Consider the following 7,127-nt stretch of genomic DNA (forward strand, 5'->3'; position numbering starts at 1 on the left):
ATTTGGGGGCCAGTTCAGTTTTCAGACGACCTCTTTTTTACGTCAAACCGCTTACGCGCCGCGTTTTTCCAAAGCGGCTACGGCCGGCAACTCTTTGCCTTCCAAGAATTCGAGGAACGCGCCGCCGCCGGTGGAGATGTAGCCGATTTGGTCGGTCACGCCGAATTTGGCAATCGCCGCCAGCGTGTCGCCGCCGCCCGCAATCGAGAATGCTTTGCTTTGGGCGATGGCTTCGGCAAGGGCTTTCGTGCCGCCTGCGAACTGGTCAAACTCAAACACGCCGACCGGACCGTTCCACACCACCGTACCTGCGGCTTTGAGCAACTCAGCAAGCGCGGCGGCGGATTTCGGACCGATGTCCAAAATCATATCGTCTTCGGCAACGTCGGCAATGTCTTTTACAACCGCTTCGGCATCGGCGGCAAAGGCTTTGGCAACGACGACATCGGTCGGCAGTGGTACGGAGCCGCCTTTTGCCGCCATTTTCGCCATGATTTTTTTGGATTCTTCCACCAAATCATGTTCCGCCAGCGATTTACCGATGGCTTTGCCTTCCGCCAACAGGAAGGTGTTGGCGATACCGCCGCCAACGATGAGTTGGTCGACTTTGTCCGCCAGCGATTCGAGGATGGTCAGCTTGGTGGACACTTTGCTGCCGGCGACAATCGCCACCATCGGGCGCGCGGGCTGTTTCAGGGCTTTGCCCAAAGCGTCGAGTTCGCCCGCCATCAATACGCCGGCGCAGGCAACGGGCGCGGCTTGGGCGACGGCTTCGGTCGAGGCTTGGGCGCGGTGGGCGGTGCCGAACGCGTCGTTGACAAACACGTCGCACAAGGCGGCATAGGCTTTGCCCAGTTCCAAATCGTTTTTCTTCTCGCCTTTGTTGATGCGCACGTTTTGCAGCATGACGACATCGCCCGCTTTCAGGGCAGGTTTGTTTTCACGCCAGTCGTTCAATACTTTCACGTCTTTGCCCAACAGGCCGCCCAAGTGCGCGGCAACGGGTGCAACGTCGTCTTCGGGATGGAATTCGCCTTCGGTCGGGCGGCCGAGGTGGGTCATCACGATAACGGACGCGCCGTTGTCCAGGCAGTATTTGATGGACGCGAGCGAGGCGCGGATACGGGTGTCGTCGCTGATTTTGCCGTCTTTGAACGGCACGTTCATATCGGCGCGGATGAGGACGGTTTTGCCCTGCACGTTTTGTTCGGTCAGTTTCAGAAATGCCATGATGTATCCTTTGTGAAGGTTGGAAACGGAAATGGGAATGTTCTCAATTATCCGCGAACGGGGCGCATCGGTAAAGGCGGGATTTGCCTGCGCTTGATTTGCGTCAGCGGCAGCGTCGATATAAAAAGTCGTCTGAAACCTTAAATCCCTTTTTTCAGACGACCTTTCCCCCGTCTCGCCCGCACGATTTACGGTATAATTCCCCATCTTTATCCATTGTTTTCCCAAGCATAAAACCATGACACGCAAAATCCTTGTTACCTCCGCGCTGCCCTATGCCAACGGCAGCATCCACCTCGGCCACATGGTCGAACACATCCAAACCGACGTTTGGGTGCGCTTTCAAAAACTGCGCGGCCACGAGTGCCACTACTGCTGCGCCGACGACACCCACGGCACGCCCGTGATGCTGGCCGCGCAAAAACAAGGCATCGCACCCGAAGACATGATTGCCAAAGTGCGCGAAGAGCACCTCGCCGACTTCACCGGTTTTCACATCGGCTACGACAATTATTACAGCACCCATTCCCCTGAAAACAAACAGTTTTCCCAAGACATTTACCGCGCGCTGAAAGCCAACGGCAAGATTGAGAGCCGCGTCATCGAGCAGCTTTTCGACCCCGAAAAACAAATGTTCCTGCCCGACCGCTTCGTCAAAGGCGAATGCCCCAAATGCCACGCCCAAGACCAATACGGCGACAACTGCGAAGTCTGCGGCACGACCTATTCCCCGACCGAACTGATCAACCCGTATTCCGCCGTTTCCGGTGCCAAACCCGAATTGCGCGAATCCGAACACTTCTTCTTCAAACTGGGCGAATGCGCCGACTTCCTCAAAGCATGGACTTCCGGCAACAACCCGCACGACGGCAAGCCCCATCTGCAAGCCGAAGCCCTCAACAAAATGAAAGAATGGCTGGGCGAAGGCGAAGAAACCACCCTGTCCGACTGGGACATTTCCCGCGACGCGCCGTATTTCGGTTTCGAAATCCCCGACGCGCCGGGCAAATATTTCTACGTCTGGCTGGACGCGCCCGTCGGCTACATGGCGTCGTTTAAAAACCTGTGCGACCGCATCGGCGTCGATTTTGACGAATACTTCAAAGCCGACAGCCAAACCGAGATGTACCACTTCATCGGCAAAGACATCCTCTATTTCCACGCCCTGTTCTGGCCCGCCATGCTGCATTTCTCCGGCCACCGCGCCCCGACCGGCGTGTACGCACACGGTTTCCTGACCGTGGACGGACAAAAAATGTCCAAATCGCGCGGCACCTTCATCACCGCCAAATCCTATCTGGAACAAGGCCTGAATCCCGAGTGGATGCGCTACTACATCGCCGCCAAACTCAACAGCAAAATCGAAGACATCGATTTGAACTTGCAAGACTTTATCAGCCGCGTCAACAGCGACCTCGTCGGCAAATACGTCAACATCGCCGCCCGCGCGTCAGGTTTCATCGCCAAACGCTTTGAAGGTCGCCTGAAAGACGTTTCAGGCAGCGCATTGCTGGCAAAACTCGCTGCCGAAAGCGACAACATAGCCGAGCAATACGAAAACCGCGAATACGCCCGCGCCCTGCGCGACATCATGGCATTGGCAGATGCCGTGAACGAATATGTCGATGCCAACAAACCGTGGACTTTCGCAAATTATGCTAAATTTGGCTTTAATCGATTAAATAAACAGCCAGACATTAAATGGAATCCAGCTGATGCTTTATTTGTTGAAGAAGTATATTCACAAGTTGGATTTTCCAAGGCAATAAATAGGAAAATCGAAGAGTTTGTAGAAGCATTGCCAGAAACAGCACAGCATTTATTCTTTAACTACAAAAAAGAGTATTCAAATCAAAATTTAGTAATTAGAGAAGCAATTGAGAAAACTCAGCAAGAGCTGTCAGTTGACAAACTATATGAAATGTATAAGAAAGGACTTTCTACTCGGAAATTCACTAATGATGTCTTAGGTTATAATCCTAAAGATAAAAGCAGATTTTTTGGATTAACACAGCAAGAATTCAAAAAAGGAATCAATCAAGATATTGATAATATTGCTGAATATTATATTAATATGTTTTCTTTAAATGATGTACAGCATTACCTATGCAGCGAACTCATCAACGCCTTCACCATGCTGACCGCCTACCTCGCCCCCGTGTTGCCGCAAACCGCCGCCAACGCCGCGCGTTTCCTCAATCTGGACGCGATTACTTGGGCGAACACGCGCGAAACCCTAGGCGAACACGCCATCAACAAATACGAACATTTAATGCAACGAGTGGAGCAAAAACAAGTGGACGATTTAATCGAAGCCAACAAACAAAGCATTCAGACGACCCCCGCACCTGCCGCTGAAGAGGGCAAATACGAAAAAGTCGCCGAACAAACGAGCTTCGACGACTTCATGAAAATCGACATGCGCGTCGCCAAAGTATTGAACTGCGAAGCCGTCGAAGGCAGCACCAAGCTCTTAAAATTCGACCTCGATTTCGGTTTTGAAAAACGCATCATCTTCTCCGGCATCGCCGCGTCTTATCCCAACCCCGCCGAATTGAACGGCCGCATGGTCATCGCCGTCGCCAACTTCGCCCCGCGCAAAATGGCAAAATTCGGCGTATCCGAAGGTATGATCCTCTCCGCCGCCACGGCAGACGGGAAACTGAAGCTGCTCGATGTCGATGCCGGCGCGCAGCCCGGGGATAAAGTGGGCTAAAACGCTGAAAAAAGCTGTCTGAAACCATCATGCAAGATGTTCGGACAGCTTTTTTTGTATCTTAAAACCAAGGAAAAACTGATGAAAAAAGCCTTTATATAGTGGATTAACTTTAAACCAGTACGGCGTTGCCTCGCCTTGTCGTACTATCTGTACTGTCTGCGGTTTCGTCGTCTTGTCCTGATTTAAATTTAATCCACTATATTTTCTTTGCTGTTCGCCGGCTTGTCCGCTTCTGCCACCGCGCAAAACCAAACCGGTGCGTCATTCGATGCTGCGGCAAATAAAAAGCTTGCCGCCGAGTGTCAGCAATTGTTTAAAGACACCAATACTTTGGCGAACGGTTCGCTTTGTTATCGGGACAATAAAGAGGCCGCCGAATATTTCAACTTTTTGTCTATGGCTTTGTTGTTTAGCCATCCGAAAGTCGATCAGTGCCGACAATATTCGAGACTGGAGAAGGAATTCAAAAAACAAAGCTTTCACCATCTCGAAGATAAGGAGTTGAAGCGCCTGTGCGCGGAAAGCCGTGAAGAACGTGACCGTTTGCGCCGTCAGGTAGAGGCGTATATGGACAGTAAGATAAAACAGTATGCGGAAGAAGAAGCCCCGCGCCGCGGTGTTCCCGTTGATGAATTGCTGCGTAAAACCGTTGCCGAAGAAACCGAACGCCGCGCCAAAGCCGATGCCTTCATCCGTCAGAAGGATGGCAGATAAGGATGGACGGGGTCGTCTGAAAACTTTGAATATTGGTTTTCAGACGACCCTTTCTTGCATTTGGAGGGTACAATAACAAGAAATTCAAATTTGATTATTCCTACATATGTAAAAATAAAAATATGAATTGGGATAATTGCTTGTATCTGGTTTTTACCGCCTTCATTTTACGACGGTTTGCTTAAAAACAGTCTAAACTAAGAATTTGCCCAATAGATAAAATCCAAAGGAGAAAAATGATGCATCAGCTACCTTTACATATTATTGAGGAAATAAAGACTTTAAATAAAGCAGGACTTTCATTCAACAGTATTATTAATTATATGCGTTTAAAATATCCGCTTGAGCTCAATTCGTCACAAGACATTGATTTAGAAATAATCATCAAACAATTGTCTCCGGCAGAAAAACCAGCCCCATCCCGTTCGCTATCCCGTGGTTTATAAATTTCGGCATAATCTTTCAGACGACCTTTCTACACGATAACGCGTCATGAACATCACTTCATTGCAAGCCTGCCACATCGAGCCGCTTACCCGTGCGCTCTACCAAGAATGGCACGACTTCGCCCCGTGGTCGTCGCTTGAAAAAATTCGTGTCTATTACCGAAAATGTCTGGACGGGGACGGTTTGCCGCTCGCCTTTGCCGCAGTTTCGGAAGACGGACGGCTGCTCGGTTCCGCCGCGCTCAAACGCTTCGACATGGAAGAATTTCCGCAATACGAATACTGGCTGGGCGACGTATTCGTCCTGCCCGAATATCGAGGCAAAGGCATCGGACACGCGCTCATCGCCCATTGTCTAAAAACCGCCCGCTCCTTACGCCTGCCCGCCCTTTACCTCTATACGCCCGACGTACAGGCGGTTTATGCCAAATACGGCTGGCGGGAAATTGCGACGCAATGGCACAACGGCGAAACCGTCTCCGTGATGAAACTGGATTTACAGGTCGTCTGAAAACGTAGAAACAGACATTGCAAGGTTGCGCCCGATATGTTCAGACGACCCTTCCGACCATTCGTACCCCGTAAACACCCTTCGGAAGAATTCTCCCCGCCTGCCCGCAAAAACCGTCAAAATCCCTTATAATTCCGAACCTAAACGAACCCCGTCCTGCCGGCAGCCGCCGACGGGACTTGTCTTAACAACGAAAGAAACACTGTGGACAAACTCAAAATCACCGCCAACGGCCCGCTCAACGGCGAAATCACCGTATCCGGCGCGAAAAACGCCGCCCTGCCGCTGATGTGCGCCGGACTCTTGACCTCCGGCACCCTGCGCCTGAAAAACGTACCCATGCTCGCCGACGTCAAAACCACCCAAAAACTGCTGCAAGGCATGGGCGCGCGCGTTTTGACCGACAACATTCACGAATTCGAAATCAACGGCGGCACCGTCAACAACACCTGCGCCCCCTACGAACTGGTGAAAACCATGCGTGCCTCCATCCTCGTGCTCGGCCCGACGCTGGCGCGTTTCGGCGAAGCCCAAGTCAGCCTGCCCGGCGGCTGCGCCATCGGTTCGCGCCCTGTCGACCAGCACCTCAAAGGCCTCGAAACCATGGGGGCGGAAATCACCATCGAACACGGCTACGTCAAAGCCAAAGGCCGTCTGAAAGGCACGCGCGTCGTCATGGACGTCGTTACCGTCGGCGGTACGGAAAACCTGCTGATGGCGGCAACCCTCGCCGAAGGCACGACCATCCTCGAAAACTGCGCCATCGAACCCGAAGTCGTCGATTTGGCGGAATGCCTCGTCAAAATGGGCGCGAAAATCAGCGGCATCGGCACATCAACCATGACTGTCGAAGGCGTAAAAGAGCTGCACGGCTGCGAACACAGCGTCGTACCCGACCGCATCGAAGCCGGTACCTTCCTCTGCGCCGTCGCCATGACCGGCGGCAAAGTCGTCCTGCGCAACGCCGCCCCCAAAACCATGGAAGCCGTATTGGACAAACTCGTCGAAGCAGGCGCCATCATCGAAGCGGGCGACGACTGGATTTCCATCGACATGCAGCAGCGCCCCAAAGCCGTGGACATCCGCACCGTCGTCCACCCCGGCTTCCCGACCGACATGCAGGCGCAGTTTATGGCGATGAACGCCGTTGCCGAAGGCGACAGCCGCGTCGTCGAAACCATCTTTGAAAACCGCTTCATGCACGTTCCCGAACTCAACCGCATGGGCGCGAACATCACCACCGAAGGCAACACCGCCTTCGTCAAAGGCGTGGAAAAACTCTCCGGCGCCGTCGTGATGGCGACCGACCTGCGCGCCTCCGCCAGCCTCGTCATGGCAGGCTTGGTCGCCGGCGGCGAAACCATCGTCGAACGCATCTACCACCTCGACCGCGGCTACGAACACATCGAGAAAAAACTCGGCAAAGTCGGCGCGAAAATCGAGCGGGTACGCGGTTAAGAGCCCTTGTATAAAAAAGGTCGTCTGAAAGCTTTTTCAGACGACCTTT

The 7,127-nt window shown here is 52.7% G+C and carries 6 protein-coding genes and 1 pseudogene; 5 read left to right on the plus strand and 2 right to left on the minus strand.

Annotated features, from left to right (window positions below; translation table 11 throughout):
• Nucleotides 1–51 precede the first annotated feature (51 nt).
• Nucleotides 52–1,230, minus strand: coding sequence for a phosphoglycerate kinase (locus HMPREF2954_RS08345; RefSeq protein WP_045073733.1), 1,179 nt, complete (start codon nt 1,228–1,230; stop codon nt 52–54).
• Nucleotides 1,231–1,468: 238 nt separating this feature from the next.
• Here HMPREF2954_RS08345 and metG point away from each other — a divergent pair, with 238 nt between their 5' ends.
• Nucleotides 1,469–3,946, plus strand: a complete 2,478-nt coding sequence (gene metG / locus HMPREF2954_RS13280; protein ID WP_082054520.1) for a methionine--tRNA ligase — start codon at nt 1,469–1,471, stop codon at nt 3,944–3,946.
• A 96-nt stretch (nt 3,947–4,042) separates the two neighbouring features.
• Here the strand turns inward: metG and HMPREF2954_RS13035 are convergent.
• Nucleotides 4,043–4,153, minus strand: a pseudogene (locus HMPREF2954_RS13035) (IS5/IS1182 family transposase); the annotation flags it as partial.
• Between the two features lie 3 nt (nt 4,154–4,156).
• Here HMPREF2954_RS13035 and HMPREF2954_RS12710 point away from each other — a divergent pair.
• From HMPREF2954_RS12710 to murA, 4 genes are all read left to right on the plus strand, one after another.
• A complete protein-coding gene (locus HMPREF2954_RS12710; RefSeq protein WP_231574602.1) occupies nt 4,157–4,663 on the plus strand; it encodes a hypothetical protein in 507 nt (168 codons plus the stop codon).
• 236 nt (nt 4,664–4,899) lie between these two features.
• Nucleotides 4,900–5,109 carry a hypothetical protein gene (locus HMPREF2954_RS08360; RefSeq protein WP_045072581.1) on the plus strand — a complete coding sequence of 70 codons (210 nt, stop codon included), beginning with the start codon at nt 4,900–4,902 and terminating at the stop codon, nt 5,107–5,109.
• Nucleotides 5,110–5,155: 46 nt separating this feature from the next.
• Nucleotides 5,156–5,620, plus strand: a complete 465-nt coding sequence (locus HMPREF2954_RS08365) for a GNAT family N-acetyltransferase (protein ID WP_045072580.1) — start codon at nt 5,156–5,158, stop codon at nt 5,618–5,620.
• Between the two features lie 204 nt (nt 5,621–5,824).
• Nucleotides 5,825–7,078, plus strand: coding sequence for a UDP-N-acetylglucosamine 1-carboxyvinyltransferase (murA, locus tag HMPREF2954_RS08370; protein WP_003760990.1), 1,254 nt, complete (start codon nt 5,825–5,827; stop codon nt 7,076–7,078).
• The last annotated feature ends 49 nt before the right edge of the window (nt 7,079–7,127 follow it).

The sequence above is a fragment of the Neisseria sp. HMSC067H09 genome (assembly GCF_001814135.1).
In the GTDB taxonomy this organism is placed as follows: domain Bacteria; phylum Pseudomonadota; class Gammaproteobacteria; order Burkholderiales; family Neisseriaceae; genus Neisseria.

Bases quoted from the DNA above. Each gene is read 5' to 3' on its own strand.
- HMPREF2954_RS08345 (WP_045073733.1), bottom strand. From the start codon at position 1,230: ATGGCATTTCTGAAACTGACCGAACAAAACGTGCAGGGCAAAACCGTC.
- metG (WP_082054520.1), top strand. From the start codon at position 1,469: ATGACACGCAAAATCCTTGTTACCTCCGCGCTGCCCTATGCCAACGGC.
- HMPREF2954_RS08360 (WP_045072581.1), top strand. From the start codon at position 4,900: ATGATGCATCAGCTACCTTTACATATTATTGAGGAAATAAAGACTTTA.
- HMPREF2954_RS08365 (WP_045072580.1), top strand. From the start codon at position 5,156: ATGAACATCACTTCATTGCAAGCCTGCCACATCGAGCCGCTTACCCGT.